Origin of the sequence: Brevibacterium sp. CT2-23B (assembly GCF_013168765.1) — a bacterium.
Classification (GTDB): Bacteria; Actinomycetota; Actinomycetes; order Actinomycetales; family Brevibacteriaceae; genus Brevibacterium; species Brevibacterium sediminis.
This window is the reverse complement of sequence record NZ_JABBYK010000006.1, coordinates 226,474-251,863: the sequence shown is the minus strand read 5'-3', so window position 1 is coordinate 251,863 and position 25,390 is coordinate 226,474. Positions and strand designations below refer to the sequence as shown.

Genomic DNA, 25,390 nt, shown 5'->3' with positions numbered 1-25,390 from the left:
GGCTCGGGACATGGCACCGGTCACACCTTTCAATCAGCTGTCCAATGTCGAACAAGCCGAGGACTACGCCGAGAATCTCTTCGTCGGTCGATCTGTGCGTCTCCGGCCGCTGAGGGAGGATGATCTGCCGTACCTCGAACAGTGGTGGTTCGATCCCTCGATCGTCGTCCTGCAGAATCACACGGTTCTGCCGCGGCCCGAAGGGGGTGTGTCCGAGCAGTTCTCGCAGTGGAGTGCGAACACCTCGAGCGAGGCAGTCGGCTTCAGCATCGAGCTGACCGAAACCGAGGAGTTCGTCGGCCATGTCACCCTCTACGGACGCAATCCCATCAACCAGTCCGCTACTCTGGCGATCGTCCTCGGCCCTGAATTCCACGGTCGCGGATACGGCTCGGATGCCGTGCGACTGGCCGTGAAATACGGGTTCCTCCAATTGGGACTCAATCGCATCGAGCTGCAGACCTGGGCGTTCAACACCCGTGGAATCGCCTCCTATACGAAAGCCGGATTCGTCGAAGAAGGCCGTCGACGCGAAGCCGTGTTCTTCAACGGCCGGCGCCACGACGAAGTCATCATGGCCATCCTCAGAGACGACTGGGCCGGCAACAGCTGAGGCGCCCCGCCACTGACTCGCACGCCGTTTCCTGTGGACGGCGCCTCCACTCACACACGGTGAGCCTGTGGATGCAGAACACGTTTCCACAGGTGCGAATCCGGCCCTGGACACGGCAGCATGCCGACTCCCAGGCTGAAGGTCCGCTCGCAGAGTGTGAACGGGGTTTCAGCCAAGGAGGAGAGCATGGCCACCACATCACCGTCCCCGCAGATCGAGGACCCACCGACCGGGCACGCGGAACCGGTCGAGGACCACAGCGAGATCGAACAGTTCTGGGAACCCGACGCCGGAGCGACCACAGCCGAATATGCGATCACCACTCTGGCCGCGTGCGGATTCGCCGCACTTCTCGTCGTGGTCCTCAAATCCGAACCGATCAAGGAACTCATCACGGGGGTCATCTCCTCGGCGCTCGGTCTGGGTAGCTGAACCGTCATGGCACGCGGACGCTCCCGTCAGCGGCAGCGAGGATGGGATCGCGATGCGGGAACGGCGACGGCGGAATTCGCCGTCGTCATGCCGGCTGTCGTTCTTCTCATCGTGCTGCTCGCGGGAGCCGCCGCTGTCGGGTTCTCCCAGCTGCGAGCCTTCGACGCGGCACGGTCCGCGGCCCGTGAGATCGCCCGCGGCGAACCACAGGCCGCCGTCGTGTCCGAAGCGAAGAAGCTCGCCGGTGACTCATCCTCGGTCCGTGTCCGAGCCGACGGCGGATACTCGGTCGTCACGGTCACGATCGAGCTGCCGGCCGCGATCTTCTTCCTCGACACCGTCGACGCGGATGCCACCGCACGGTTCGAAGGGGACAGAGGAGGACCGTCATGACGAACATCGTCGTGGGTCTCTGCTCGATCGTGCTCGTCCTCGTCACCGCCATCGGCAGCCTCGGCCAGGCGTTCGTCGCCCACAGTCGGGCACAGAGTGCCGCGGATCTGGCGGCGCTCGCCGCCGCGGACGCCGTGCGCGGACTGGCCACCGGGGAACCGTGTGAGACGGCGAAGGAGGTCGCGATTCGCAACGGCGGACACCTCAAGGACTGCCGTGCCTCATTGAGTGAGCAATCCGCCTATGTCGTCATCGAAGTCGACATCCCGGGACCTCTGCCGAAGGTCAGAGAGGAGGCCGTCGCCGGGAAATGAGGGGGATCGCTACCTGAGCACGGTGCGCAGCAGCCGCAGCGCAGCGTCCTTCTCCAACGGTTCGTTGCCGTTGCCGCACTTCGGCGACTGCACACACGACGGGCAGCCGTCGATGCACTCACATGCGGCGATGGCATCCCTTGTCGCACCCAACCATTCTTCGATGACCTCGCTGCCGCGTTCGGCGAAACCGGCACCACCGGCCAGACCGTCATAGACGAACACTGTCGCCAGTCCGGTGTCGGCATGCAGAGCTGTCGACACCCCGCCGATATCCCAGCGGTCACAGCCGGCGAAGAGCGGCAGCAGACCGATCGAGGCATGCTCGGCGGCATGGACGGCTCCGGGCAGGTCTCCGGAGACGACTTCGGCCTCGTCGAGGACGCTCTGCGGAATGGTCCACCACACGGCCTTCGTCCGCAGCGTGCGCTCCGGCAGGTCGAGCTCGTGTTCGGCGATGATCGCTCCACCTCGCTTGGCCCGCATCCGGTAGGCGACGACCTGATCCTTGACGTCGACGGTGCCGCTGCACACAGCCACCCCGGAGGGCAGAACCCGCTGCGCATCGGTGTCGACGATCGAGATCTCCGTCTGCGAGCGCGGCTGAGTCGTGTAGTCGACCTCGGCACGTTCGACGGCGACGATCCGGTCCTCGAGGTCGAGATCGAGGACGGTGAAGTCGATGCCCTGATGCGTGTACACCGCGCCCGGATGGGCTCCCGTATGTGCACCCGATTCGTCGACCGTGCCCAGCAGAGTGCCGGTGCTCGCTTCGACCAGGCTGAATTGTCCGCCGCCGGAACCGCGGATATCGGACAGGTCGGTCGCCGGTTGGTCTTTTGCCCAGAACCATCCGGTTGGCCGTGCTCGCAGCATCTTCCGCTCCACGAGATCGTCGATGACCTCGGACGAATCGTCCGGGAAGTGCACGAGATCGGCCGCCTTCAGAGGCACCTCGGCGGCGGCCGCACACAGGTGACCGGAAAGCACGTGCGGATTGCCAGGATGGATGACGCCGGCGTCGACGGGGGAGTCGAAGATGACTTCGGGGTGGTGGACGACGAAGGTATCGAGCGGATCATCGCGGGCGATGAACACAGTCATCCACCGTTGCCCGGCTCGGCCCGCGCGTCCCGCCTGCTGCCATAGGGACGCCAAGGTCCCCGGCCAGCCGGAGATGATGACCAGGTCGAGTCCGGAGATGTCGATGCCCAGCTCCAGAGCATTCGTCGACGCCACGGCCAGCAGCTGACCCGAACGCAGAGCCGTCTCGAGCATCCTGCGCTCTTCGGCCAGATACCCGCCCCGGTATGCCGCGACCTTGCCGGTCAGGGTCTCGTCCACCTCACCCACCTGGTCACGGACCGTCTGCGCCAGGGCTTCGGTGCCTCGGCGGGAGGCGATGAACGTGATCGATCGATATCCGGCGCACATGGAATCGGTGATGACATCGGCGGCCTCGACGAGGCCGCTGCGCCGGTCCCCGCCCGGTGACACAGGAGGCTCCCACAGTGCGAAGCTGCCTGCTGCCCGGGGTGAAGAATCCTCGGTCACCGCGTTTGCGGGCCGCCCGGTCAGCTTCGCAAAGGCTGCGTCCGGGTCCGCCATCGTCGCCGAGGCTCCGATGACGACCGGTGAGGCCCCGTAGTGGGCGGCGATGCGCAGTAGGCGGCGGAGGATGAGTGCGACGTGGGACCCGAACACTCCACGGTAGCGGTGGGCTTCATCGATGACGATGAAGCGCAGGTTTTTGAACATCCGGGCGAAGCGTTCGTGCTGGGGCAGAATGCTGCGGTGGAGCATGTCCGGGTTGGTGAAGATGATGTTCGCATGCCGTCTCGCCCAGTCCTTCGAGACCTGTGAGGTGTCCCCGTCGTAGCTGGCGGGACGCATGCCCTGGATGACGAATCGTTCGAGTTTGGCCAGCTGATCGGCGGCCAGAGCCTTTGTCGGAGCGATGTAGATCGCCGAGGCGGTGCGCAGCTTCCCGCGAGTCGATTGGATCGCTTCGAGCACCGGCAGCCAGAATCCCAACGACTTGCCCGACGCGGTGGGGGTGGCGATGACGACGTCGGAACCGTCCCTGGCCGTCTGCGCCGCCTTGAGCTGGTGCTGCCACAGAGCGTCGACGCCGATGGAATGACATGCGTGCTTGAGTTCCTCGTCGATCCAGTCCGGCCACTCGGCATCCCGTTCGAAACGCTGCGGGATATCGCGGACATGGACGATCCGCTCATCCCGGGCACCGAAACCGGTGACGATGTCGAGAAGAGCAGAGGAGGCCATGAGTCAATTATGGCGCAGTCGCTAGGATTCTTCTGTGACTGATCTGCCGTTGGCCCACCTGGGCGAGACCCTCTACCGTTCCGGATACACCGAACCACGGCTGCGCCAGTTCTGGGGTGGTCCGACCTCGGAGGCGCTGCTGCGCAACAACGCCGCACCCGCCATCCACCACTGCGCCCGGACGCTGGCGGACCAGTCGTCGACGGCCGCCGACCGTGCCATGGCCAGCGCGGCGCTGATCTTCCACTTCCACCGCACAGTCCCGGTCGCCCAGGTCCGCGCCCTGCTGGGGGAGTCCTTCGACACCGCCGCCGAGGCGGGGCTGATCACCGTGGACGACGACGAGGTGACCGCCCCCTTCGCCCTGACCCCCTATGAACTTCCCGTGGGTGTTCCCCGCGGCTTCCGTCCCGGGGACGAGAACCTCTACCTCGTGGCCGACCACGGGACCCTGACCACACCGGATGTCCTCGACGGCGAGTTCGTACTTGGACTCGGCGGAGCCGGCCGGACACTGGTGTCGATCACCCCGCGCGACCACGTCGGGGTGGCCGCCGACATCGGCACCGGCTGCGGAATCCAAGCTCTGCTGCTGACCCGCCACAGCGACCGAGTCATCGCCACCGACATCTCCCACCGGGCCCTGCGTCTGGCCGAACTCTCGGCCGGACTCAACGGTGTGACGACGATCGAATTCCGGCACGGCTCGCTTCTCGAACCATTGCAGGAACCCGTGGATCTGCTCGTGTCGAATCCGCCGTTCGTGATCACCCCGCGCAGCACGGACACCACCTTCGAATACCGGGACGGCGGAATGACTGGGGACCGACTCGTTCGGGAGCTCTTCACCCGGATCCCTGAGAACCTCGCCCCGGGCGGACGCAGCGTCTGCCTCGGAAACTGGGAAGCCGCCTCGGGGAAGGACGAAGGACCGGAGTCCTGGGTCAGCGATGACGACACGTCAGTGTTCGTCATCGAACGCGAAGCCCTGGACCCCATCGCCTACGCCGAGACCTGGATCCGCGACAGCGGGATCCCTCGCGCCAGCACTGCCTGGAACGACGCAGTCGCCGCATGGCTCGACGACTTCGCCACCAGAGCTGTGGACGAAGTCGTCTTCGGGTACGTGCTGATCGCGAAGTCCGATAACGATGTGCCAACGATTGGTACCGAAGATCCCGCGATCGGCGACGTCACCTCGGACGTCGACCGCGGACCGTTGGAGACGGCCGAGGGAGTGTTCAAGACCCGGGTCAGAGTCACCTCGGCGCCGGCGAACAATCCGCACGGACTCGCAGAGTTCCTCACCACGATCATCGCGATCCGGTCGTGGCTGGCAGCGGCCGGACCGGAGGAGATCGCCGCGACTGCTTTCACACGCTCTCCGGACCTCGTCGAACATCGCCATTTCCTTCCCGGGGCGCCGGAACCCAACTCGATCACCTTGGAACAGGGGATCGGCTTCGGGCAGGTCTTCGACCTCGACACGGCACTGGCCGGATTCGTGTCCGTCGCGGATGGGACGCTGACCCTGCGACAGACGGCCGGGGCCTTGGCCCAGCTTCTCGAGGTCGATCCCACGGCTCTGGAAGATCAGCTCGTGGCGCAGGTCAGAGCCCTGTGCGCGGCGGGTGCACTGCTGCCCGACGGCGGTTCGATCGGGACCTCGACGACTGGGACGTCGGCGGAATAGGGATAGGATCGGAAACCGTTGACCCCGTGTCCGAGCCGAGATCGGACGAGGTCCGGGCAGCATCCGGGCCGCAAGTGCCGATGAGGAACGTGTCCGTTCAACAGTGTTACATTGGGCCGGATCGTCCGTTGCAGCGGGCAGCTGATGCCGTGAGAGGAATGTGAAAGCGTGACCACAACCGAGAAGAAGCCCCGTCGCCTCGTCATCGTCGAGTCTCCGACGAAGGCGCGAACGATTGTGGGATACCTCGGCGACGGTTATGACGTCGAGGCCTCCGTCGGTCATATCCGCGACCTGCCCACCCCTTCGGAGCTGCCCGCCGATATGAAGAAGGGGCCGTACGGAAAGTTCGCTGTCGACGTCGACAACAACTTCGATCCCTATTATCGGATCGATCCGGGCAAGAAGAAGAAAGTCACCGAACTCAAGCGTCTGCTCAAGGACGCCGACGAACTCTATCTGGCAACGGATGAGGACCGCGAGGGAGAGGCCATCGCCTGGCATCTGCTCGAAGTCCTCAAACCGAAGATTCCGGTCAAGCGCATGGTCTTCCACGAGATCACGCCTGAGGCGATCGAACGGGCCCTGGAGAACACCCGCGATATCGATTCCGCGCTCGTCGACGCGCAGGAGACCCGCCGCATCCTCGACCGTCTCTACGGCTACGAGGTCTCACCCGTGCTGTGGCGCAAGATCCGTGCCGGGCTCTCGGCCGGACGTGTGCAGTCCGTGGCCACCCGCCTCGTCGTCGAACGCGAACGCGAACGCATGGCCTTCGTGCCCGCAGACTACTGGGACCTCGATATCGATCTCGGTCTGCCGGACGGGACGAACCCGTTCGCTGCGAATCTCACCACACTCGACGGATCGCGGGTGGCCAGCGGCCGTGACTTCAACGACAAGGGCGAGCTGAAGAACACCTCGGCGACGATCGTCGACCAGGCGCGAGCGGAGTCGTTGGCCACGGAGCTGAACGGCAGCGCCAAGGATGCGCTGACGGTGACCGCGGTGGAGTCGAAGCCGTACTCCCGGCGCCCGGCCGCACCCTTCACGACCTCGACCCTGCAGCAGGAAGCCGGACGCAAACTGCGCATGAGCGCTCGTCAGGCCATGCGCACCGCTCAGTCGCTGTACGAGCACGGCTACATCACCTATATGCGTACCGACTCCTCGGCGCTGTCGGGTCAGGCCATCGCTGCCGCCCGCAAGCAGGTGACCGAACTCTACGGTCCCGAATTCGTTCCGCAGTCGCCGCGCCAGTACGCGAGCAAGCAGAAATCGGCGCAGGAGGCCCACGAGGCGATCCGTCCCGCCGGTGACTCCTTCCGCACCCCGGCACAGGTGTCCAAGCAGCTCAACGGCGACGAGTTCCGTCTCTACGACCTCATCTGGAAGCGCACCGTCGCCAGCCAGATGGCCGACGCGAAGGGCAAGACCGCGACGATCAAGGTCAGCGCTGCTCTCGCCGACGGCCACGAAGCCGGTTTCAGCGCCAGCGGCACCGTCATCACCTTCCGCGGGTTCCTTGCCGCCTATGAAGAGGGCCAGGACGCGTCCCGCTACGACACGAAGTCCGGAGAATCGCGGCTGCCGCAGGTCGAAGAGGGCCAATCGCTGTCGGTCGTCAAGGCCGAAGCCGACGGCCACACCACCGCTCCGCCGCCGCGCTTCACCGAAGCCAGCCTGGTCAAGCAGCTCGAAGAGCTCGGCATCGGCCGACCCTCGACCTATGCTGCGACGATCTCCGTCATCCAGGACCGCGGCTATGTGACGACTCGCGGCAACGCATTGGTGCCCAGCTGGTTGGCGTTCTCCGTCGTCCGCCTGCTCGAAGAGCACTTCACCGGTCTGGTCGACTACGCGTTCACCGCTGACCTCGAATCCGAACTCGACCGGATCGCGATGGGCGAGGAGGATCGCAACGACTGGTTGGCCGGATTCTATTTCGGTGACAAGACCCAGGACCGTGAAGGACTCAAAGCCATCGTCGACGACCTCGGCGATATCGATGCCCGCGAGGTCAACACCGTCGCCATCAGCGAGGGCGTGAACCTGCGCGTGGGCCGCTACGGTCCCTACCTCGAGGTGGCTTCGGAGAAAGACGGAGAGGACCCGAAGCGGGTCTCCGTCCCCGACGATCTGGCACCCGATGAGCTGACAGCGGCGAAGGCCGCCGAACTCATCGAATCCCAAGGCGACGGCGACCGCGAGCTCGGCGTCGACCCGGAGACCGGACACACCATCGTGGCGAAGAACGGTCGTTTCGGACCCTATGTCTCCGAGGTGCTGCCCGAACCCGAGGAGAAGCCGAAGCGCGGCGCGAAGAAGCCGAAGCCGCGCACAGGTTCCCTGTTCAAGTCGATGGATCTGAACTCGATCGACCTCGAGACCGCGCTCAAGCTGCTCAGCCTGCCGCGCGTGGTCGGACAGGACGAAGAGGGCACGGACATCACCGCGCAGAACGGCCGATACGGACCGTACCTGAAGAAGGGAACCGACTCCCGCTCCCTGACCGATGAGGAGCAGATCTTCAACATCACCCTCGAAGAGGCGCTGAAGATCTACTCCGAGCCGAAGCAGCGCGGCGGTCGTCGGGCCGCGGCACCGCTGAAGGAACTCGGCGAGGACCCGGAGACGAAGAAGCCCGTCGTCGTCAAGGACGGTCGCTTCGGACCGTATGTCACCGACGGTGAGACGAATGCGACCCTGCGCAAGGACGACTCCGTCGAAGCCGTGACGCTCGAACGCGCCGCGACTCTGCTCGCCGAGAAGCGCGCGAAGGGACCGGCGAAGAAGAAAGCTCCGGCAAAGAAGGCCCCCGCCAAGAAGTCGACTGCGAAGAAGACGACGGCCGCCAAGACGACTACGTCGAAGACCACCGCGTCGAAGACCACCGCCGCGAAGAAGACGACGGCTTCCAAGTCGACTGCGTCGAAGTCCACGGCGGCGAGAACTCCGGCTGCGAAGAAGACGAGCACGGCCAAGCCGAAGACTCCCTGAGTCGACGTCCGCCGAGCCCGCGGCGTTCACCTGTCACTGCTTTCGCCACCTGCCTGATGGTCCGGCAGGTGGCGAAAGTCGTTTCTTCTCCCGTCGCCTGTGACACCCCGTGGCCCGTGATTGTTGGGTCGATCCACGGTGATCTCGACGTCGAAAACACCGTGGATCGACCCAACAATCGCCGTTTGCCGGCGCCGGCCACGTACTCCAGTGCCTCAGGGACGAGGACAGCAGTGCCTCAGGGATGAGGTCAGTCGCGCGACGAATCTGCGAAATCCGTGAGCGCCTGGCCGTCGAGTCGGTAGGTCTCCCACTCGTCCTGCGGCTTCGCACCCAGCGATTCGTAGAACCCGATGGACGGGGTGTTCCATTTGAGCACGCACCATTCGAGCCGCGTCAGTCCGCGCTCCTGGCAGATCTGCGCCAGCCGGCCGAGCAGCGCCTTTCCGGCTCCCGAGCCGCGATGTTCGGGCAAGACGAAGAGGTCCTCGAGCCAGATGCCGTTCCTGCCCGTCCAGGTCGAGAACGAATGGAACCAGATCGCGATGCCGATGACCTCGCCGCCCGACTCGGCCACGAGACCGAACGTGTTCGCATGACCACCGTCGGGGAACATCACTGCCGCGAAATCCGCCTCGGTGGCCTCGACCGCATCCGGTTCCTTCTCGTAGACGGCCAGCGCGCGGACGAGCCGCAGGATCTCGGGCAGATCAGAGCGTTCTGCTTCACGAATGGTGACGGTCATGGTGTGTGCTCCCAAAGTCGTTCGGTCAAAGGAATTCAGTCTCCGCGGTTCGCGCGCTGTCCCGGCCTGTGCCGACCACAGCTTTCGCCGACCTCACAGCCGGTGCTTGTCCGCGTGGGCGGCTACTTCGGCCAGCTCCTCGGCAGTGGGGGACAGGGGCGAATCCGGATTCGCGTCGGCATAGTAGGCGGCGAACGCCTCGGCGACGGAATCGATCGTCACCTCCGGATGGACCTCGCTGATCGATCCGCCCGTGGACGGATCCCAGTCGATTCCGAGGGCGGCTTCGACATCGGTGAGTACCGCGCGGATCGGATCCGGGTCCTCGACGACGACGGACGACGAGAACAGCCAGGCACCGGAGACCACGCGCTGGGCGGTGCCGATCGCCTTGATCCGCCCGGCCACGTTGACGCTGTGTTCACCGGGACAGTATTCGCCGGGAATCTCGCCGAGGCGGGCATCGATGCCCAGCCCGCGCAGCACCTCGACATAGTCCTGGCCGAAACCGGTGAACCGTGCGTTGGTGTTCGTGATGAATGAATCACTCGGTTCGATGTGATCGATGACCAGCGAACCCGGATGGTATGCGGCCGCGCGCCCGCCGAGGCTGCGCAGGGCAGGCGTGAAACCGTGATCCCGGGCCGCTTCGATGGCGGCGGCGAAGCCGGGCAGGAAACGATCCCTGGCACCGAACGCCAAGGTCGGGGCCGGTCGGTACATCCGCAGAGTCGCTCCGCGGCGTCCGGCCTTGACCGAATCGAGGAGGACGCGGGCGAATGCGAGTTCCTCCACGGGGCCCAAGCCTTCCGCCGCCACCGTTGTCATCGCCAGTGAGTCTGTGTGCACGAGTTCAAGGGTAGAGGATCGGCAGGCCCCGGTCGGGTTCGGGTTGTCGCAGATCGCACTCGTTTCCAAGAGATATGTCAGTTCGGCCAGATAGTGTAGGGCTGTGAGCATGTTGACGACTACAGGACACCGACTGCCCGGAGCCCCCGGCCGCCTGGTCACCGAGACCGCCGCCTGGGGTGCCCTGATCGTTCTTGTCGCGATCAGCTATGTCGTGGCAGGAACCAGCGGACTCGTCGCGACGGTGGGCGGACGCGCCTACACCGCCATGGGGGAGTCTCTCAGCGCCGGAGGTTTCGACAATCAGTTGGGCAGTCTGTCGCTGCTCATCGTCTTCGCCCTCTCCTGCGCAGGTCTCTTCATTCCCGCAAAGGTCTTCGCCTCCCGACCGCCGGCGGTGCGCAAGACAGCTCTGAGCATCTCAGCGATCGTCGAAGCCGCACTTCTCGTCGTCCTCAGCCTGGCTCCCAGCGCCTGGTTGACCTGGGTCGCGGCCCTGTTCCTCGGCGCCGTGGTCGGTCTGCTCATGAGCATCAACCCCTTCAGGCACGAGAAGCCGTGGCGCCGTGTCGGCATTCCCGCGGCCGTCCTCGTCTTCGTCTCCTGTGCCTTCCAGATCCTCGGCGGCTCTGCAGCGGGAACTCAAGCGCTCGGCTGGGTGTCCCTGCTGGTGGGCATCGGCATGGCCGCCGGTTCCGTCATCATCTTCCTCACCCCCGAACGTGCCCTGCACGCAGAGTCTGCGACGACCGGGCAGTTCCCCGAACTCAAGGCCCGGGTCGCCCGCCCCGCCGAGGCGATCGCGAATCCGTGGGTGTGCATCGGCCTCTTCGCCGTCCTCGGCGCGACCTTCATGCTTGCCCAGCCGACGGCGATCGGCCACGGCTATGGTCAGGCCGGTTTCGCGCTCATCATCGCCTGCTGCCTCGTCGGGTGGGCCGTCGGATTCGAGATGGGGCCGACCTTCGCCCCCGGAATGTCCCGTCCGCGTGTGTCCACTTTCGCTCTGCTCGTCTCCGGTGTGCTGCTGCTCGCCACCGGCGCCATCAACGAACTCTCCGGCAAGGTCGTGCTCTCGGCCGCGATCGCGTTCCTCGTCGGCATCGGCGTGCGCGCTCAGCCCTATGACTTCTCCCGCCGCTACGGTGCCGTCGCGGGCGCCGGTCTGGCCTTGGTGATCAACGCCCTCGATCTCGGCGGCACGGTCGAAGTCGGTTCAAGTCCTGACTGGATCCTGGCTCCCAGCGACGTCGCGTTCCTCATCTTCGGCATCGCCGCCCTGGTCGCCGGAGTCATCGGACTCTTCACCTTCGACCCGCACAGACTGCAGGGGCTGTCCGTCGACATCGTCCACGGATTCCGCCCGCCCAGCCAGCCGGAGACTGCGGCCGGCGGACTCGGGAACTCGGCCGAACGCCTCGGCGCCGGATTCTTCATCGCCATCGAAGGCGGAGATGGTTCCGGCAAGACCACACAGATCAAACGCATCTCCGCGGCTCTGGCCGATGACGGCTATCACGTGGAGGCCACTCGCGAACCCGGCGGCACCGAACTGGGCACGAAGATCCGTTCTGTTCTCTTCGACTCCGACCCGCCGAGCTCGCGCACCGAAGCCCTGCTCTTCGCCGCTGACCGTGCCCACCATGTGGCATCCCTGGTCGACCCCAGCCTCGACGCCGGAAACATCGTCATCACCGACCGGTACATCGATTCGACGATCGCCTACCAGGCAGCCGGTCGCAGCTTCGACGAGAAGACGATCCTCGCGCTGAGTCGGTGGGCCACCCAGGGGCTCGTACCGAACCTGACGATCGTCCTCGACATCGAACCCGAGGTCGCGGCCGAGCGGATGGGCAAGCGCGGCGACAGCAACTACCTCGACGACGAGAACCAGCAGTTCCACCAGCGCGTGCGCCAGACCTACCTGTCCCGCGCACACAAGGAACTCGACCGGTATGTCGTCCTCGACGCCTCGGTCGACGCCGATGAACTCACCGAGCAGATCCTCGCGGCCATCCGCGCTCGGCTTCCGCAGACCCTGGTCAAGCGCGACACCGGCACCGAGGCGCCCCCCGCCTCAACATCGAATGCTGAGCCCGACAGCGGCCCGGAACGCAGCTCCGTGCCGATCGCTGCCGTGGCCGCCGGAACCGTGCCTGACGACGATAAAGACGAAACATCCTCTCCCGACTCCTCCGCAGAAGTGGACGGTGCACCTGAGACTGCAGACGACTCTGTCGACGGCCGGGATACGGCAGATGGCTCCGCCGAGGATGACACCGATGCGAACGACACCGACGAACGCGATACGCGCGGCGAAGACGAGATGCACGAACGTGGACCGCGTTTCGTCCCCGCCTCCGGCGATCGCTTCGTTCCCTCTGCGGTCACCGACGCCGAGGCCGAGATCTCGGGTGCTGTTCCCACCAAACGCGTCGACCTCGGAGCGGATCTGCGAGAGGATCCGACCGCCTCGGCGAGTGAGGAACCATCCGGTGCTACCAGTGCTCCGGGGGTCGCCGGTGAGGCCGCGGACCGGGACTCGGAGAATGACGAGGAGGAGCTCCCGTCGTTACTCGAGCAGAAGGGTGCGCGCCGATCCGACGAGGATGATGCCACCACGGTGCTGCCGACCCACGGAACCGACGCGATCATCGATGACAGCGACGATGCCGATGGTGTGCCGACGGACCGAATCGTCACGGATGAAGACGCGGAAACCCGCATCGTCAACCGTGTCGATCCCGAAGACGCCGAAACCCGCGTGGTTCACCGGGCCGATTCGAGTGCCGAGGCAGGTGCGGGTGGCGCATTCGAGGACTCGGCCGATGCCGGGGATGCGGAAACCACGGTGCTGCCGGTCCGCAGTGCACGGGAGATGAGTCGTGAACGGCTGCAGGCGCAAGCCGAGATCGAACGGCAGGCTCGGGAACGTCTGCGCAGGCAGCGGGAACGCAGCAACCGCCGCTTCACCAACCCGGAGGATTCCTGAAGTGAGCGTCTTCGACGAACTCGTCGGCCAGGATGACGTCGTCACCCAGCTCGGCTATGCCCTGGACAACCCGGCGGCGATGACCCATGCCTGGCTGTTCACCGGTCCTCCCGGCTCAGGGCGATCCAATGCGGCTCGGGCCTTCGCCGCGGCCCTGATCTCCGGTGGCACCGAATCGAACGACGTGACCGCCAGGGTGCTGTCGGGACATCACGAGTCGCTGACGATCATGTCGACGCAGAAGTCGGTCATCTCGATCGAAGAGGTCCGCGAACTCGTATCCAAGGCTCAGTCGTCGCCGGTGAACTCGAAATGGCGTGTCGTCATCATCGAAGATGCCGATCGGATGATGGAGCGGACGGCGAACGTGCTGCTCAAAGCCATCGAAGAACCTCCTCCGGGAACTGTGTGGCTGCTGTGTGCACCGAGCCCGATCGATGTGCTGACCACCATCCGATCGCGGTGTCGCCCGGTACGCCTGCGTATTCCTTCTCGGGAGGCCGTGGCACAGCTGTTGATGCAGCGAGACAGTGTCTCGGAGGATCGTGCCCATTGGGCTGCGGCCGTGGCTCAGAACCACATCGGGCGCGCGAAATACCTGGCGCTCAACGAGTCGGCCGACGCCGAACGCAAACAGATCCTCGCCATCCCGGGCAAACTCACCTCGGTGGGGGCGACGATACGTTTGGCCGGTCGGATCGTCGACGCAGCGGCAGAGACCGCGAAGTCACGAGTCGAAGAGCGCAATGCCGCCGAGCGGACTCAGCTTCTGACCACATTGGGGGTCGAAGGGGAGAAGACGATTCCGCCCTCGGCCAGAGCGCAGATCAGAAAGCTCGAGGAAGAGCAGAAGCGCCGTTCGGTGCGGGCCCGCAACGATGAGCTCGACCGGATCTTCCTCGAGCTCATGAGCCTCTACCGTGACATCCTCATGTACCAGCTGGGGATCCGAGACGGGTGGATCAACGCCGGCGAAGTCGATCTCATCGCCGAACAGGCGAACCGGGACGGCCCCGACACCACTCTGCTGCGCATCGATGCGATCACCGAGGCCCGGCAGCGCCTGCAGACGAACATGTCGCCCGTGCTCATCGTCGAAGCAGCCTTCGTGCTGCTGTCGAACCCCTGGCTGCAAGAGGACCGCACGGGCGCACTCTGATCGCCGACGGTTGGGCGCGCCGGGGGAATGGCCGAAGACGCTCAGTCGTCGCCGAGGAGTTCTGCTATGAGTGCTGCGGTGAGTTCGATGCGGCGGGGAATCCAGATCTGCAGAGCATGTTCGGTCCGGGCGTGGGAACCTCCGCCGACGGTGCCGAGGCCGTCGAGGGTCGGCGTCCCGACTCCGGCGGTGAAGTTGCCGTCCGACCCGCCGCCGACTGCGACTGACCGCAGCGGGGGATGCCCGAGTCGTCCTGCCAGTCGTTGGGCACGGGCATACAGGCCCATCGCCATGTCCTCTTCGAGCGGGGCGCGGTTGATTCCGCCTTTGAGTTCGATCTTCGCACCGGCCACGCTGGGCGTCAGGGCGCGCAGAGCCTCATCAATGCGCACCTGTTCATCCGCCGAGGCTGCCCTGGAGTCGATGCCGACGACGGCTTTGGCCGGTACGGTGTTCGTGGTCGATCCGCTGGTCATCACGGTCGGGACTACAGAGGTCCCGACAGAGGGTTTGTGCAGTGCAGCGATCTCGATGACCTGGTTGGCCACTTCGATGGTGGCGTTGATGCCCTTCTCCGGTTCTACTCCGGCATGCGATGCCAGACCGGTGACTTCGAGCTGGTAGATCGCCACGCCTTTGCGAGCGATCTTGACGGCACCGTCGGCGGCACCGCTTTCGAACACGAGGGCGGCCTTCGATCCGCGCGCTTCGTCTTCGATGATCTGCCGGGAGCCAGGGGAACCGAGTTCTTCATCGGCAGTGATGAGGAGGCTGACGCCATCGAGATGGCCGAGTTCGGCGCGGACCTTCGCCAACGCGTAGATTGCGATGAGCAGTCCGCCCTTCATGTCATCGGCGCCGGGTCCGCGAACAACTCCGTCCTTGACCGAATACGGAAAATCAGCGAGCGTTCCCGTCGGCCAGACGGTGTCGTGGTGGCCGATGAGCACGACTTTGCGCGGTCCGGTGCCGAAGCGCCACAGCACATGCGGGTGGCCGTCGGTCTCGACGATCTGAGGTGCGGCACCGAGCATTCCGGTGCCGATTCGCGAGACGAGCCGTGCACTGCGGGCCAGGGAAGAGAGGTCGTTGGAGAACGACTCGCATTCGATGAGCGCCTGGAAATCACTCATGAAATCGTCGGAGTCGAACTCTGCCATGGATGTCTCACCTTCTCGCTTGTCAGCCAACTGTTCTTTCAAGGTTAACTGGTGCCCGGTCGCGGCCCGGCGGCACCCGCTCAGGGGCGGGCCAGGTGGTCGGTTGTCGCCGTCCGGCGAGGGGGTGACGAAGCTCTCTGCCGGAACCGCCCTGGAGGGTGGTCGTCGTTTTGACCGCTGGCAGAGAAGTTGGCTAAAGTTGGTTCGGTTGCCGCCTTAGCTCAGTCGGCAGAGCGATTCACTCGTAATGAATAGGTCGCGGGTTCGATTCCCGCAGGCGGCTCGGCAACAGCCCCTCCCACCAGGACAGACTCTGGTGCGGGAGGGGCTTTCTCGTGGCCGAAGTGCCTGTTAGGCGAGACCCTCTCAGCCGGGAGGCGGAGCGAAGACGGTCTCACTTGCTTGGCAACCCGTCTGCAGGCTGCGGCTGAGATCGTCGGTGGTGCTCACTCGGCTGACCATCAGACACAGCGCTTCGCCATCGACGGACGTCGTCGTGTGAAAGCTGCCTGGAGACATGACGATTCCCTGCCCCGGGCGGACAAGAAACCGATTGACCGTTCCGTCGTCGACATCGTCTCGGAACAAGTGCTGGACGATCGTACCGGTGATCGGAATGAGCGCCTGCTCCGTGAGCAGATGCGCTTCGAAATCCTCCGGTGGCTCTGCGCGGTCGTAAGAAACCCACAGCAGATCGGTCGTTCCGTCGGCGCCTGGTTCGAAAAGGGAAGCACGGAAGAACGAGGTCGCTGCTGACAGGAATGCTGACGAACCGGGCACCTGCTGGGCGTGGAAATCCATCACCCTGCCGAACGGCGCGAAGGCTTCCGGCGTCAGCTCGAGCATTCCGTCCCCCGCGAGGTCGGAGTTCTCGCGCCGACCCAAGGTCACGTGAGAGCGGGAAGGAGACTTCACGGTTCACTTCACCCGACCGGCTCAGGCATCTTTTCCACGGTGTAGGACATTTCGATGCTGTCCTCGGTGCGCGGGTCGAACAGGCGCACTCGCCAGAGTGAGGCGAACTGGTCAACACCTTCAGCCATGGGGATGGTGCCAGAGATGAGGACGGTGCCCGGCTGCGCGACCTCCTTGGCCTTGAGTTCGTCAAGCCAATAGCTCGGAGGCAGCAGATCGGCAAAGCTTCCATCCTGAAGCTGTGATTCGACGCCACCCGCATCAGTGACGAAGGACTCGATGCGGATCTCGTCGATGTGATCGGCAATTTCCTCATAGACCCATGCACGCTTGGCCAGAATGTTCGGTGCAGCATTCTTGCTCCATGCCACTCCATACACTTCGAGGTCGCGATCGGTCTGATCGCTGGCTGCGGTGATGAGTACGCCGCGGTCCGATACGACCAGCGCCCATTCCGCCTCTCCAGAAGATTTTCCGTGCTGGACCGTCACGGTCTCAGCCTGCTGAGCAAGGTAAGGAGACACGGGGTATAGGGCGGGCACCTGGCTGGGGCCAGGTACTCCGAGAGCGGCCAACTCGTCAATGTGATGCTGAACCGCTTCTTGGTTTCGACCGGCATAGCCCGCGTTGAGAAGCCTGTCGACGTGTACGTCAACGGTGGTCTTGTCCGGGAGTTCGAAGGTAAGCATCGTGTGTTCTTCCTTGTCGTCGATGAGGTTTCACGTGATGTTGTCTCATTGTATACAGCCTGTATACTGTTAGCGCAATCACAGTTCTTGCCGCAGAGTCGCAGGCGAGCATTGTCCAGACAGATGAAAAGGATTGCTATGCAGAGTGCATCAACAACCCGTCCGCCGGTGGCGCGGAAGGATCTCATCAAGGCATTCGCCGCCAGCCTGAGCGGCACCACGCTCGAGTGGTACGACTTCGCCATCTATTCGGCAGCGGCGGCCATCGTCTTCCCCGTGCTCTTCTTCCCTTCGGGCGACCCGATGGTCGGCGTGCTGTTGGCCTTCTCGACCTATGCAGTCGGCTACGTCTCTCGGCCGTTGGGCGGAATCGTCTTCGGCCGCCTCGGCGACAAAGTCGGTCGAAAGAAAGTCCTGGTCTGGACTCTTGTGCTCATCGGAGTCTCGACATGTCTCATCGGCATCCTTCCGACCTACCAGAGCATCTCCCTGTGGGCTCCGCTCTTACTGGTGCTCCTGCGTTTCGCTCAGGGCATCGGTGTCGGCGGTGAATGGGGCGGCGCTGTCCTCCTGTCTAGCGAATACGGAGATCCGCGCTATCGCGGCTTCTGGTCGTCAGCTGCTCAGATCGGACCTCCGGCCGGCAACCTCATGGCCAATGGTGCCTTTGCGGGTCTGACTCTCGCCCTCAGCGAAGAGCAGTTCTTCGCTTGGGGCTGGCGTGTGGCGTTCCTCGTGTCGGCGGTGCTCGTGCTCTTCGGTCTGTGGATCCGTCTCAAGCTCGAAGACACCCCGGTATTCAAGGCAGTCGAACAGTCGGGTGAGCGTCCCGAGAAGCCGATCACAGAACTTCTGCAGACCGAGTCGCGCCCGCTGTTCTCGGCGATCCTCGCCCGCATCGGGCCCGATGTCACCTACGCACTCTTCACAGTCTTCACCCTCGCCTACGGCACGATTGTGCTCGACCTCGACCGGACCACGGTGTTGGGCGCGGTCATGCTCGGCTCAGCTTTCCAGGTCATCTGCATCCCGCTGGCCGGCTACCTCTCAGACATCATCAACCGGCGTCTTGTCTATGGTGTCGCTGCGGTGGGCGCAGTGGCGTGGACCTTCGTTTTCTTCACCAAGCTCGAAGCAGGAGACGCCACCTGGATGTACGTCGGCATCCCCGTCGGACTGTTCTTCCACTCGCTCATGTACGGGCCGCAGGCGGCGTTCGTCGTCGAGCAGTTCACACCTCGACTGAGGTACACAGGTTCGTCACTGGCATACACCATCGCCGGTGTGCTCGGCGGGGCGATCGCTCCGATGATGTTCACGCTGCTGCTCGACAACACCGGAACCTGGGTCTGGGTGGCCGTGTATTTGGCCGGAGCCGTGACTCTCACGTTGATCGGTCTGATCATGGGACGCAACAGCAACGTGCAGGAGGACGTCGACCATCTTGAGAAGCTCGCCGCTGCGCAGCGTTCGGCTGAAGTCATCGATGAGGTGGCGCCGAGTCATTGAGTTCGGTCAGTCATGTGCTCCGACTGCGACTAACAGTCGGGGCACATGACTGGCCTTCTCGCGGCGAATGTGGCACTCAGCGGGACAGCAGCAGATTCTGCGTCTGAGTGATGTGCTCGCAGATAGCGTTGGTAGTCGCCTCGGCATCACCGGAGCGCAGCGACTCAAGGATCTGGGAATGTTCTTCGAGCACCTGTGCCGGACGGTCGGCGCTCGTCCAGGTTGCAGAGATGCCGAAGCGGACGTGTTTGACTCGCAATCGGGTGTAGATGTCGCTGAGCACCCTATTGCCTGCGGCATCGACCATTGCGGCATGGAAACGCTGGTCGAGACTGATGAAATCCGGAATCGTGTCGTCGGCGACCGGCAGCTCCACCTGCTGCTGGTAGAGGTCATCCATGGCTGCGATCGGCGCTTCTCCGGATGCCAAGATCTGCCGAGCGGTCTCGAGCTCGATCATCTGCCGGACCTCCATCGTCTCGCGGATCTCTCGATCGTCACTGGGCCGTATGTATGCCCCGCGGTGCGGAATGAGGTCAACGAGGCCGTCAGAGGCGAGCATGATAAGCGCTTCACGAATTGGGGTGCGGGACAGGCCGAACCTCTTGACCAGATCCCCTTCGGTCAGGAAGGTGCCTTGTATAGCCGGGTCCGTCAGTACGAGGTCGCGCAGGCGCTCATAGGCAGTCCGGCGTGCAGCGGGACCTGACGATGTTTGCATACAACCCACCTTAGTCGTTTGCCGGATAACCAGCATCGGCCACGACAAGAGAAAAAGAGGAGAGATACATGAAGATCGCAATGGTGCAGATGAACTCGACTGGGGACCAGCAGGAGAATCTCGACCGAGTCGCCGAGCACACTGCCTCGGCAGTTCGGAAGGGAGCTCGCCTCGTCGTCTTCCCTGAAGCTGCCCAGATCGCTTTCGGGAACGACCTGGCGCGTGCGACCGCTGAGGATGACGGTCAGTGGTCTGAGTCGATTGCGCAGATTGCTGCAGAGAACAACACTGTAATTGCTGTCGGTGCCTTCCGCGCGGGTGAAAATGGGACGGTGGTCAACACTCTCATCGTGCGCGGAGTCGACGAAGGCCGCGAGATCAGTGTCGACTACGACAAGATCCATCTCTACGATGCATTCGGACATCGCGAATCGGACACAGTGACTGCAGGGGAGTCGGTGCGCACATTCCGCCTGGGCGGACTCACTTTCGGCCTGGCCATCTGCTATGACGTACGTTTCCCGGCACTGTTCACAGCTCAAGCTCGAGCAGGAGCAGATGCGATCATCGTCGCGACCTCATGGGGCGCGGGCCCTGGAAAAGCCGAGCAGTGGAAGCTGTTGGGTCCAGCCCGCGCCCTGGATTCGACCGCTTACGTGCTCGCCTGCGACCAAGCCGACCCCGCGGTCACAGGAATTCCGGTGAAGGACGGCAGTCCGACGGGGATCGGACACTCCTATGTGGCGTCACCGAACGGCACGCTGATCGCCGAGGCAGGGCGAGGTGAGGAGATCATCTTCGCTGACATCGACCACAGTCGAGTGGCGGAAATCCGTGGGACCCTGCCTGTCCTTCAGAACTCGCGTCTTGAAGGTGCCCTTTTCGTCGAGGGCGTCTGAACCGACTCGCCTCGGCCAGCAGACGAAGAGACGGATGACTTCGGCCGCCGGTCGATGAATGGACAAGCAAGGCGGCCGGTGCTGCTCACTCGTCCTCGGAGCGGGCCTTGTTCTCCTGGTCCAGAGCCCGCATCAGCTCGAACCGGGACTTCACACCGACTTTGCGGTAGATATTCGTCAGTCTCAGCTCCACCGTCCGCACCGAGACGAAGAGCTCATGGGCTATGACATGGTTTTTGTAGCCCTGAGTGAGCAGTTCGACGACCGGAAGTTCTTTGTCGTTGAGGGAATCCGTGATCGACCCGGACGACTCGGCGTGCGTTTCTCCCACGACTCGAGCGTCCCCGAAGCCGATGTCGGCGAGGACGGACCGACCGATCGCCTTCATCTCTTCGCTGTCAGCGTCATAGCCGAGTTCCTTGAGCTTATGGGCATAGGCCAAGAACGTCCGGCCGCGCACATATTCGAGTTCCGGACTCGTCCACGAATCGAGGAGGCGGGAGAACTCCCTCCAAGCCTCATCGCCAGACATCAGCAGCGCTCTGCTGCGCGCGGCCGCCGCTGCAGTCCAGGTCATCGGCACATCCCGCTGTGCCTGTTCGAGCTCGGCGAGGATCCGCTTGGCTTTGGAGATATCGCCGACATAGACGAGGGACTCGATGAAGTCGTCGAGATAGCGCAGAAGGTGAGGGCTGGGCAGTCGCGTCGACAGGCGGTGGCAACGCGCGAAATGCCTGTTCGCGGAGGCGAAATCGCCCTCCTGCATCGCTGTTCGTGCTTCGATCGCCGCGAGCCTGCATCTCAGCAGCCAACTCGACCCCTGCGCCGTGAGTCGGCGGGCGTCGTGCACTGCGTTGCGGGCGAGATCCGAATGGCCGTCGAGGACCGCCATCATCGCGGTTCGAATGTGATCGTTGACGGACACACTCTCGTGATGGTCATTGCCGGCGGTGAGCAGTTCGTCCAATTCGCGAACGCGATGGTAGTTTCCGGCACGGCACTCGTTGTCGAACGCCACGACCCTGGACAACCTCGCCCACAGGGGTGTGAGATGAGATGACTGGTCGAAGAAGTTGCTCAACGCTGCACGAGCCTCGTCGAACCGGTCTGCCAAGGACAGAATCTGGGCGATGACGATCCATGAGAATTCGACGGCGAAGGTCCGGCGAATACGGTAGCCGATGACAACGAGTTCCTCGGTGGAGGGAAGGCATCGTCCATTGAGGGCTGCGTCGAAGAGATCGACGACTGATTCGACGACCTGAGCCACCTCTGCATCTGGGCCGAGCAGAGTTGATATCCGTTCAGCTGCTGCTCGTGCATTCTCTGCGTCCCATTGCTGGAGATAACAGAATCCCGTACTGGCCAACAGGGAGGCACAGGCTTGCGGTGATTTCTCCGCATTGCTGTCGACGACTCTCATCACATGCTGATCGTTGATCACGCTCAATTCGGCATAGTCGATGAGGATTCGCAGCCTCAGCACCGAGGGACTGACCTCATCGGTACCTTTCCGCCCCTGCAGAAACCGCAGATATCTGCGCGCAAGGGTGTACTGGCACTGTGCCATGAGTTCTGCGGTCAGCTCCTCGACCGCCGACTCAGGCGCAGGGCCGTCAGAGAGGAGAAGAGCTCGTTCTGCCAATTCCAGTCCGTGAAGTATCCGACCGCCTCGGACACATTCGGTTGCACACATCAACAGGCCGACGACTCTTTCGGCATCGATGGCAGCGAAACTGGTGTGCCACATGTGCAGCACAGCCTCATCGTCCGCGAGCTCATCGGCGATCGCCGCATGAAGACGATGACGTTCGGTGTCGGTTATCGAATAGTAGACAACCGATCGGATGCGTGGATCGCAGACCTCGACGCCGTTCCGCATCTGTCGGACCAATCCCTGTGCGACGAGGTCCTCGATGCTTCCCTCACCGACCTGCGCGACCTGCTCGGCGATGTGGGTGGGAATGTACGCACCGCATGAGATGACTCTGAGCGCATCCAGCATCTGTATGGAGCAGTTCTCGAACGAGCGCCCCGCTGTCTCCTGAAGCTCGGGACCGGGCCTGAGGGGAAGCGAGAGAGCTTCGTTCTCGTAGAGCGCTCCAGGGCGAATCGCCGAGAGGAGCGATTCGAATGACCCGGGATTGCCTGCACTGCACCTGGCGACGATTTCGAGCACGCTCTTCCACGCCAGAGGCGACGTCGAGGACAATCCCAACTCGATGAGCGATTCGACCTTGAGCGGGCTCAGGACGACCCGTGGAAAGCTGCTCAGGGGTCCGGATCTGTCGATCGACCGGACCGAGAGGATCGCGCGCAGATTCTTGACGCTGCGACGTCGCAGCAGATAGCCGATCACCTCTAGACTGGCCGGATCCATCAGATCGGCATCATCGACGATGACCGCGAAAGCGTTGAAAGCTCTCTGCCGCAGAGAAGCGTCGAGGTTCTCTGCGACGGCAAAGGTCGATCGTTCATCGGTGGACGACGTGATCAGCGACCGCAGGCTCGTCCCGACGGCATCGTCGACAGCCGCGAGGAACGCAGAAAGTCCTGAGAGTCGCCACTCCCTTTCGACCGGGTTGGCACGCACGATGCTCACCGAAAGGGTGGTTGCATCAGCCACAGAAGTGAGGAGAGTGGTACGCCCCGAACCGGCAGGGCCGGTGACGACGACCGTGTCGGACCCGGCTCCTCTGGTTACGCTCAGCAGTTCGCTGAGCTCGTTTTCGCGTAGGTTCTGGATCATCGAAGGTGCTCGCTTCTCGGTATCGCCTGCTCCACAGACCGCGGTGCGAAACGAGGAACGCACCAGGCTCAGAAGAAGCCTGTGAAAGGTGGGGAGCGGGAAACCCTGGCGCAATGGGTGGGTCGCGCATCTGGGGGAGTGGTCTGCGGATAGGGGATCAACGTGTTCCCGGGGTGGAAACTGCAGATGATGCTACCGAACATCAGGCGATTTCCGCGGAGAAAATGTTTCAGTCATTGAATAGTTTCGCGAAACTGTGGAATTTGCGGGATCTGAGCCACGGAAGACATCGGGCCCGTCTCGACATGATCTGCCATGTCGAGACGGGCCCGAGAATTGCGAAGGGGCATCCCCGCCGCCGGAAAGAGAATCGGCACGAGGTCCGAGCGCAGTGTGACTCAGCCGTCAGCGCTTCTTCACCGGTTTGAACGACGTCGAGCACTTCCACGTCGTCTTGCCCTTCTTTGCCGTCACGGTCACCTTGACAGCCTTACCTGGGGTAGCGCCGGAGATGTAGTACTTCAGAGAGGCCTTGCCCTTCTTTGACGCAGTGGCCTTCTTCTTCGTCTTCGTCGTCTTGTAGTGGGCAAGGGTCTCGACCTTGGCCTTCGAGCCGACCTTCGAGACATTGACCCAGGTGTTCGAGTACTGGCGGGGCTTCGAATTCGACATCTTCACTGCGCATTTCTTCGTCGCAGCTTCGGCGGGTGCCGCGTCGACGGCGATGGGGCCGGCGAGCAGGCCGACAGCAAGGGTCAGTGCCATGAGCTTCGAGCCCGTCTTCGTGCGGGCAAGGGTGGTCAAGGACATGATTCTCCAATGGGTTCCGAGTTGATGCGTCGACTTATCATAATCACGTCTGTCGTCGAAAGGAAACGCGGAATATTCGACAACTGAAGAAGTTGCGGAAGTGCGAGTGTGCAACCGAATTCACTCTGCTTGCGCCGGCGCTCGTGCGTGTGTTGCCCGTCACTCGAAACTGGGACACAATAGGGGTGCGAATATTACTGAACGATCGATCAGATCTTATGGTCGGTCTTCCATCCAGACTGTGAGGAACACATGAGCGAAGCGTTCATCTATGACGCAGTGCGCACCCCACGCGGCAAGAACCGCGGCGGAGCGCTGCACAGCGTCAAACCCATCGATCTCGTGACCGGACTCATCGACGCCATTCGCGAGCGCAACCCCGATCTCGACGACAAAGCCATCGACGACATCGTCCTCGGCGTTGTGTCCCCGGTCGGCGAGCAGGGGTCGGATATCGCCCGCGTCGCCGCCATCGTTGCTGGCCTCGACGAGTCCGTCGCCGGCGTTCAGGTCAACCGCTTCTGCGCCTCCGGGCTCGAAGCCGTCAACATCGCCGCCCAGAAGGTCGGCTCCGGCTTCGAGAACCTCGTCCTCGCCGGAGGCGTCGAATCCATGTCCCGTGTGCCGCTGGGATCCGACGGCGGAGCCTGGGCACAGGATCCGTCGACGAACTATGACACGTACTTCGTGCCGCAGGGCATCGGTGCCGACCTCATCGCCACCACAGAGGGCTTCAGCCGGGCAGACGTGGATGCCTTCGCCGCCGAATCGCAGAAGCGTGCCGCTGCTGCCTGGGAGAACAACCTCTTCGAAAACTCGATCATCCCGGTCAAGGACATCAACGGCATCACCGTGCTCGACCGCGATGAGCACATGCGTCCCGGCTCGACCGTCGAATCGCTGTCGCAGCTGCCACCGGCATTCTCCAAGCTCGCCGCACAGACCGGATTCGACGAGGTGGCTCTGCAGAAGTACCACTGGATCGAAGCCATCGACCACGTCCACACCGCCGCGAACTCCTCGGGAATCGTCGACGGCGCCTCGCTGGTCATCCTCGGCGACGAGGAAGTCGGCCAGAAGATGGGGATGAAACCCCGTGCCCGCATCGTCTCCACCGCGGTCACCGGCTCGGAACCCACGATTATGCTCACCGGTCCGACTCCGGCGACGAAGAAGGCCCTCGACAAAGCCGGCATGACCGTCGATGACATCGATCTGTTCGAACTCAACGAGGCATTCGCCGCCGTCGTGCTCAAGTGGATGAAGGACCTCAACGTCCCCCACGAGAAGGTCAACGTCAACGGCGGAGCTATCGCCATGGGCCACCCGCTGGGAGCCACCGGCGCCATGATTCTGGGCACTGTCCTCGACGAACTCGAGCGCCGCGACCTCAAGCGTGGACTCGTCACCCTGTGCATCGGCGCAGGCATGGGCATCGCGACGATCATCGAAAGGGTCTGAC

20 protein-coding genes and 1 tRNA gene are annotated in these 25,390 nt (G+C 63.6%); 12 read left to right on the top strand and 9 right to left on the bottom strand.

Translation table 11 applies throughout. The features are described from left to right. Positions 1-10: 10 nt before the first annotated feature. The 4 genes from HIM68_RS15990 (at position 11) to HIM68_RS15975 (ending at position 1,752) form a co-directional block, all read left to right on the top strand. Positions 11-613: a GNAT family N-acetyltransferase gene (locus HIM68_RS15990; RefSeq protein WP_092016110.1), complete on the top strand. Its 603-nt coding sequence runs from the start codon at positions 11-13 to the stop codon at positions 611-613. 186 nt (positions 614-799) lie between these two features. Continuing rightward, positions 800-1,045 (top strand): DUF4244 domain-containing protein, encoded by a 246-nt coding sequence (locus HIM68_RS15985; RefSeq protein ID WP_172173905.1) that lies wholly within the window; start codon positions 800-802, stop codon positions 1,043-1,045. Between the two features lie 6 nt (positions 1,046-1,051). Then, on the top strand, positions 1,052-1,438 hold the full coding sequence (locus HIM68_RS15980; protein WP_172173902.1) for a TadE family protein: 387 nt from the start codon (positions 1,052-1,054) through the stop codon (positions 1,436-1,438). Further along, entirely contained in the window at positions 1,435-1,752 is a 318-nt protein-coding gene (locus tag HIM68_RS15975) for an Rv3654c family TadE-like protein (RefSeq protein WP_139468699.1), read from the top strand. The genes HIM68_RS15980 and HIM68_RS15975 overlap by 4 nt, the downstream gene beginning before the upstream one ends. A 9-nt stretch (positions 1,753-1,761) precedes the next feature. Here the strand turns inward: HIM68_RS15975 and HIM68_RS15970 are convergent, their stop codons facing one another. Then, a complete protein-coding gene (locus tag HIM68_RS15970) occupies positions 1,762-4,038 on the bottom strand; it encodes a DEAD/DEAH box helicase (protein ID WP_172173899.1) in 2,277 nt (758 codons plus the stop codon). A 34-nt stretch (positions 4,039-4,072) separates the two neighbouring features. On the opposite strand from HIM68_RS15970, the gene HIM68_RS15965 reads away from it, so the two are divergent. Both HIM68_RS15965 and topA read left to right on the top strand, forming a co-directional pair. Next, positions 4,073-5,731, top strand: coding sequence for a methyltransferase (locus HIM68_RS15965; protein ID WP_367647567.1), 1,659 nt, complete (start codon positions 4,073-4,075; stop codon positions 5,729-5,731). Positions 5,732-5,899: 168 nt separating this feature from the next. Beyond that, positions 5,900-8,731 (top strand): type I DNA topoisomerase, encoded by a 2,832-nt coding sequence (topA, locus tag HIM68_RS15960; protein WP_172173896.1) that lies wholly within the window; start codon positions 5,900-5,902, stop codon positions 8,729-8,731. Between the two features lie 250 nt (positions 8,732-8,981). On the opposite strand, the gene HIM68_RS15955 is transcribed toward topA, so the two are convergent. Next, entirely contained in the window at positions 8,982-9,476 is a 495-nt protein-coding gene (locus HIM68_RS15955; RefSeq protein WP_139468696.1) for a GNAT family N-acetyltransferase, read from the bottom strand. 93 nt (positions 9,477-9,569) lie between these two features. Further along, positions 9,570-10,325 carry a lipoate--protein ligase family protein gene (locus HIM68_RS15950; protein WP_248283969.1) on the bottom strand — a complete coding sequence of 252 codons (756 nt, stop codon included), beginning with the start codon at positions 10,323-10,325 and terminating at the stop codon, positions 9,570-9,572. 109 nt (positions 10,326-10,434) lie between these two features. On the opposite strand from HIM68_RS15950, the gene tmk reads away from it, so the two are divergent. Continuing rightward, complete coding sequence (gene tmk, locus HIM68_RS15945) at positions 10,435-13,317, top strand: dTMP kinase (protein WP_172173893.1); 2,883 nt, start codon at positions 10,435-10,437, stop codon at positions 13,315-13,317. 1 nt (position 13,318) lies between these two features. Then, complete coding sequence (locus HIM68_RS15940; protein WP_172173890.1) at positions 13,319-14,476, top strand: DNA polymerase III subunit delta'; 1,158 nt, start codon at positions 13,319-13,321, stop codon at positions 14,474-14,476. Between the two features lie 41 nt (positions 14,477-14,517). On the opposite strand, the gene HIM68_RS15935 is transcribed toward HIM68_RS15940, so the two are convergent. Continuing rightward, positions 14,518-15,636, bottom strand: coding sequence for a M20/M25/M40 family metallo-hydrolase (locus tag HIM68_RS15935; RefSeq protein ID WP_172173887.1), 1,119 nt, complete (start codon positions 15,634-15,636; stop codon positions 14,518-14,520). Between the two features lie 210 nt (positions 15,637-15,846). Between HIM68_RS15935 and HIM68_RS15930 the strand changes: the two genes are divergently transcribed. After that, positions 15,847-15,919, top strand: a tRNA-Thr gene (locus tag HIM68_RS15930). An 83-nt stretch (positions 15,920-16,002) separates the two neighbouring features. Here the strand turns inward: HIM68_RS15930 and HIM68_RS15925 are convergent. After that, positions 16,003-16,551: an ureidoglycolate lyase gene (locus tag HIM68_RS15925; RefSeq protein WP_139468693.1), complete on the bottom strand. Its 549-nt coding sequence runs from the start codon at positions 16,549-16,551 to the stop codon at positions 16,003-16,005. 8 nt (positions 16,552-16,559) lie between these two features. After that, on the bottom strand, positions 16,560-17,240 hold the full coding sequence (locus HIM68_RS15920) for a DUF2848 domain-containing protein (RefSeq protein ID WP_139468692.1): 681 nt from the start codon (positions 17,238-17,240) through the stop codon (positions 16,560-16,562). A 138-nt stretch (positions 17,241-17,378) separates the two neighbouring features. Between HIM68_RS15920 and HIM68_RS15915 the strand changes: the two genes are divergently transcribed. After that, a complete protein-coding gene (locus HIM68_RS15915) occupies positions 17,379-18,749 on the top strand; it encodes an MFS transporter (protein WP_253904003.1) in 1,371 nt (456 codons plus the stop codon). Positions 18,750-18,825: 76 nt separating this feature from the next. Here the strand turns inward: HIM68_RS15915 and HIM68_RS15910 are convergent, their stop codons facing one another. After that, on the bottom strand, positions 18,826-19,470 hold the full coding sequence (locus HIM68_RS15910; protein WP_172173881.1) for a GntR family transcriptional regulator: 645 nt from the start codon (positions 19,468-19,470) through the stop codon (positions 18,826-18,828). 68 nt (positions 19,471-19,538) lie between these two features. On the opposite strand from HIM68_RS15910, the gene HIM68_RS15905 reads away from it, so the two are divergent. After that, positions 19,539-20,369 carry a carbon-nitrogen hydrolase family protein gene (locus tag HIM68_RS15905; RefSeq protein WP_139468689.1) on the top strand — a complete coding sequence of 277 codons (831 nt, stop codon included), beginning with the start codon at positions 19,539-19,541 and terminating at the stop codon, positions 20,367-20,369. 85 nt (positions 20,370-20,454) lie between these two features. Here the strand turns inward: HIM68_RS15905 and HIM68_RS15900 are convergent, their stop codons facing one another. Together HIM68_RS15900 and HIM68_RS15895 are read right to left on the bottom strand one after the other, a co-directional pair. Then, positions 20,455-23,118 carry a LuxR family transcriptional regulator gene (locus HIM68_RS15900; protein WP_172173878.1) on the bottom strand — a complete coding sequence of 888 codons (2,664 nt, stop codon included), beginning with the start codon at positions 23,116-23,118 and terminating at the stop codon, positions 20,455-20,457. Between the two features lie 405 nt (positions 23,119-23,523). Then, entirely contained in the window at positions 23,524-23,928 is a 405-nt protein-coding gene (locus tag HIM68_RS15895) for a hypothetical protein (RefSeq protein WP_139468687.1), read from the bottom strand. A gap of 252 nt (positions 23,929-24,180) precedes the next feature. Here HIM68_RS15895 and HIM68_RS15890 point away from each other — a divergent pair, with 252 nt between their 5' ends. Beyond that, the gene (locus tag HIM68_RS15890; protein ID WP_172173875.1) at positions 24,181-25,389 is read left to right on the top strand and encodes an acetyl-CoA C-acetyltransferase; all 1,209 of its coding nucleotides are present in this window, start codon (positions 24,181-24,183) and stop codon (positions 25,387-25,389) included. Position 25,390 lies beyond the last annotated feature (1 nt).

What these genes read in the sequence shown, in the direction of transcription:
- HIM68_RS15990 (WP_092016110.1), top strand. Translation starts at nt 11, where the DNA reads ATGGCACCGGTCACACCTTTCAATCAGCTGTCCAATGTCGAACAAGCC.
- HIM68_RS15985 (WP_172173905.1), top strand. Translation starts at nt 800, where the DNA reads ATGGCCACCACATCACCGTCCCCGCAGATCGAGGACCCACCGACCGGG.
- HIM68_RS15980 (WP_172173902.1), top strand. Translation starts at nt 1,052, where the DNA reads ATGGCACGCGGACGCTCCCGTCAGCGGCAGCGAGGATGGGATCGCGAT.
- HIM68_RS15975 (WP_139468699.1), top strand. Translation starts at nt 1,435, where the DNA reads ATGACGAACATCGTCGTGGGTCTCTGCTCGATCGTGCTCGTCCTCGTC.
- HIM68_RS15970 (WP_172173899.1), bottom strand. Translation starts at nt 4,038, where the DNA reads ATGGCCTCCTCTGCTCTTCTCGACATCGTCACCGGTTTCGGTGCCCGG.
- HIM68_RS15955 (WP_139468696.1), bottom strand. Translation starts at nt 9,476, where the DNA reads ATGACCGTCACCATTCGTGAAGCAGAACGCTCTGATCTGCCCGAGATC.
- tmk (WP_172173893.1), top strand. Translation starts at nt 10,435, where the DNA reads ATGTTGACGACTACAGGACACCGACTGCCCGGAGCCCCCGGCCGCCTG.
- HIM68_RS15935 (WP_172173887.1), bottom strand. Translation starts at nt 15,636, where the DNA reads ATGGCAGAGTTCGACTCCGACGATTTCATGAGTGATTTCCAGGCGCTC.
- HIM68_RS15920 (WP_139468692.1), bottom strand. Translation starts at nt 17,240, where the DNA reads ATGCTTACCTTCGAACTCCCGGACAAGACCACCGTTGACGTACACGTC.
- HIM68_RS15915 (WP_253904003.1), top strand. Translation starts at nt 17,379, where the DNA reads ATGCAGAGTGCATCAACAACCCGTCCGCCGGTGGCGCGGAAGGATCTC.
- HIM68_RS15910 (WP_172173881.1), bottom strand. Translation starts at nt 19,470, where the DNA reads ATGCAAACATCGTCAGGTCCCGCTGCACGCCGGACTGCCTATGAGCGC.
- HIM68_RS15905 (WP_139468689.1), top strand. Translation starts at nt 19,539, where the DNA reads ATGAAGATCGCAATGGTGCAGATGAACTCGACTGGGGACCAGCAGGAG.
- HIM68_RS15900 (WP_172173878.1), bottom strand. Translation starts at nt 23,118, where the DNA reads ATGATCCAGAACCTACGCGAAAACGAGCTCAGCGAACTGCTGAGCGTA.
- HIM68_RS15895 (WP_139468687.1), bottom strand. Translation starts at nt 23,928, where the DNA reads ATGTCCTTGACCACCCTTGCCCGCACGAAGACGGGCTCGAAGCTCATG.
- HIM68_RS15890 (WP_172173875.1), top strand. Translation starts at nt 24,181, where the DNA reads ATGAGCGAAGCGTTCATCTATGACGCAGTGCGCACCCCACGCGGCAAG.